Annotated in this window: 3 protein-coding genes; 2 read left to right on the top strand and 1 reads right to left on the bottom strand. The window is 55.6% G+C overall.

Annotation, left to right across the window (positions count from 1 at the left end; genetic code table 11):
* Positions 1–345: LysR family transcriptional regulator (locus WH91_RS02970; protein ID WP_046169536.1), on the bottom strand; the 345-nt coding region annotated here is incomplete at its 3' end.
* Between the two features lie 153 nt (positions 346–498).
* On the opposite strand from WH91_RS02970, the gene WH91_RS02965 reads away from it, so the two are divergent.
* Complete coding sequence (locus tag WH91_RS02965; protein WP_046169538.1) at positions 499–1413, top strand: nucleotidyltransferase and HEPN domain-containing protein; 915 nt, start codon at positions 499–501, stop codon at positions 1411–1413.
* A 588-nt stretch (positions 1414–2001) separates the two neighbouring features.
* The coding region (locus WH91_RS02960; protein WP_046169537.1) for an ABC transporter substrate-binding protein at positions 2002–3058 on the top strand (1057 nt) is incomplete at its 3' end.

The raw sequence follows: 3058 nt of genomic DNA, 5'->3' as shown, positions 1-3058 counted from the left end.
ACGACCGATCTTGGCTAGGAAGGCTGGCAATACTCCGAAGGTGGCAGGATAAATTGTGCCAATCGTGAGCTTCTTCAGGTCCTTCCCGGCAATGGCCTGAGCGACTAGGCGCGAGTTTTCCAGATCGCCCAGTATCCTTCGGCTTCGCTCATAGAAAGCGGCGCCCGCTTTGGTCAGCTGAACCCGTCGCGTCGATCGGCTCAGCAACTGAACCCCGAGGTCGCGCTCAAGGTTCTGGATTTGCACAGTCAGTGCCGGCTGAGCGATATTCAGCCGAGCTGCGGTTCGGCCGAAATGTAGCTCTTCGGCAAGCGCGACGAACAAAGAAAGCTGGCGAAATTCCATTGCGGTCCGTGGCTCAAGTTAGCGCGCCGTATTCTTCTGCGAGTATGTAAGCGTCGAATTCATAAATCAATTGCCAACAATGTTGTCAGGCTACTCCCGGTTAGGCATAGTTCAAAAGGCATGGTGCTCGCGAACCTAAAGGGGCCTCCAAAAATGAAGATCAGCCTCGATCACCTTCCCGAAAGCAAGCAGCGCAACGTCGCGCGCATCGTCGAGATCGTCCACGAGGAGTTCGACGACGCGCTCAAAGAAGCAAAGTCGGAGGCCAAGCGCCGCGGGCGCATCCTTAAGATCATTCTGTTCGGATCATATGCCAAAGGCACTTGGGTCGATGAGCCGCACACGATGAAGGGCTATCGCTCGGACTACGACATTCTCGTCATCGTCAACGAGAGCCGTTTCGCGGGGTTTGAATATTGGGACCGGGCTACGGACCGGCTAAACCGCGAGCCTACGATTGGTGTGCCGGTGGGGTTGATTGTGCACTCGGGTCGCGAGGTGAACAATGCCCTGCGCAATGCTCAGTACTTCTTCGCCGACATCCGCAGAGAGGGCGTCCTTCTCTATGAAATGGACGATCGAGAACTCGCTGAGCCGGGAGTGCTTACCGCCGAGCAGGCCTGTGATGTGGCGTGGGAGCACTACAATCAACGCTCAAAGTCGGCAATAAATAGGTTGGAGTTGAGCAGGTTTGCCCTGTCCAGATACATGACAAACGAGGCGGCCTTCGAGTTACACCAATCAGTAGAGCAAACTTATGCGACAGTACTGCTGGTCCTGACGAACTACAGCCCGCCCTCGCACAACCTGAAATTCCTGCGCATGCTTGCCGAGGATCGTGACCGTCGTCTGATTGACGCCTGGCCTCGTGATCAACACCGCTACAATGCCTGGTTTAACGTTCTCAATGAAGCCTATGTCAAAGCCCGCTATTCCAAGCATTATGAGATCAGCGAGGAGGCGTTGCACTGGCTCATGGATCACACCGAACAGCTGAACGCGCTGGTTCAGAAAGTGTGTGAAGAGCGATTGGAAAGCCTAGAGAAAATCGCGGTAGATGAGCATTAATCGCGAAATATCGTTGATTTAAGGCCGCGTCACCGCTGACATGACTGTGTCGACAAGGCGCCAAAAATACTCATGCGCATCGAAAATTGATCCTTGTGTCTAGGATTATTATTGCTAGGATTCATTTGCATCGACTGCTGACTGACTGATGGTGCTTCCGGACGATGTGGGCCAGCTGCCTGCCATTGAAACGTCCGGCCACCAACGTGCTGGGCTCGTAATGGAGCACCGATATGTCAGGCATACATCCACCATCCACGCCCCTGCCCTGGGGCTCGGTCACTGATGTCAAAAATCTTGAAGCCAGTCCGACCCTAGCCGCGACCACTGTCGCTCACATCTTTGGACAGAGAGCTGCGTCCATCGCTGCCTGGTGTGCAGTCTATGCCCGCCAAGACGGTGATGAGCGCGGCTATCAGCTATGGCTTTCCGTCTTCCAGCAACTCAAAACCTTCGAACGCACCGTCCGGTCCTGATTTTGTCGGGAACGGATAGGAGGATACAAAGGTGCAGCCATTGATAGCGTTACGATATTAATGTGCGAAGCTTAATATTGGAGATCCTTTCCGTTCCCCGCCACTTTGCCCAATGCAAGTAAACGAGAGGGGGAACATCCTGAAGTGCTTATTCCTTGCGGCATCTGCTGCCGTGCTGTCAGGCGCCGCAACCATCGCTCACGGTCAGGAACTGATCGTCAACAGCTATGGCGGGCCATACGAGCAGATCATTCAAGACGCCATTATCAAGCCGTTCGAAGAGCAGTTCGGCGTTTCGGTGATCTATGATGCGGTGGGCTCCTCGCAACAGGATTACGCCAAAATCAAAGCCACCAATGGGCGTCCCGGCTTCGATGTTGTGGTGATGACCGCGTCCCAGTCCCTCGAAGGATGTCGCGAGGGTCTGTTGGAGCCTCTGAGCGTGCAAACGGTCCCTAACCTCGCTCACCTCAATGCCGCCATCAGTGCCGTCGCCGGCGCGTGCGGAGCTGTCCACGAGCTCCAATATCTTGCGCTGCTCTATCGCACCGACATGTTCGAAGAAGCGCCCACGTCCTGGACCGACCTGTACGACGAGCGCCTCGATAACCGGATCGTTCTGCCCACCTTTGCCAATATCATGGCGGCCTTCCTCACCCAGCTGATGTCCTCGGTGCACGGCGGGGATGTCGACAACGATATCGATCCTGGCTTTGAAGCCATGGCACGCCTCGCCGCTCAATCAATCGGTTTTGAACAAGCTTCCGCGATTCTCGAAAGCTACATCCGGGACGGTCGAGTTTGGGCAATGCCGTTCTGGGACGGTCGGGCTCAACTGCTCGTCGATAGTGGTGCGCCCGTCGACTACGTCCTGCCCAAGGAAGGCTCGATACCCCTTATTGCGACTCTCAATGTGCCTGTGGGGGCCGATAACAAAGAACTCGCCCTCCAGTTCGTCGACTTTTTCCTTGAAAAGACCAGCCAGGAACGCTGGGTCGAGGGATATAAAGTTGGCTCCGCCCGTGCCGACATCGAGGTCAGCGACGAAGCCAGGGCCCGCAAGATCACCACGCAAGCTGACCTTGATGCTCTTCTGCTTCCCGATCTGAGCTCGCTTGCCTCAAATCTTTCGACATGGGTCATTCGCTGGGAACCCGCAGTCGTCCCGG

The organism is Devosia psychrophila, from assembly GCF_000971275.1.
GTDB lineage: Bacteria > Pseudomonadota > Alphaproteobacteria > Rhizobiales > Devosiaceae > Devosia > Devosia psychrophila.
Note: the sequence above shows the minus strand (reverse complement) of the source record. Positions and strands in the feature narration are given on the sequence as shown.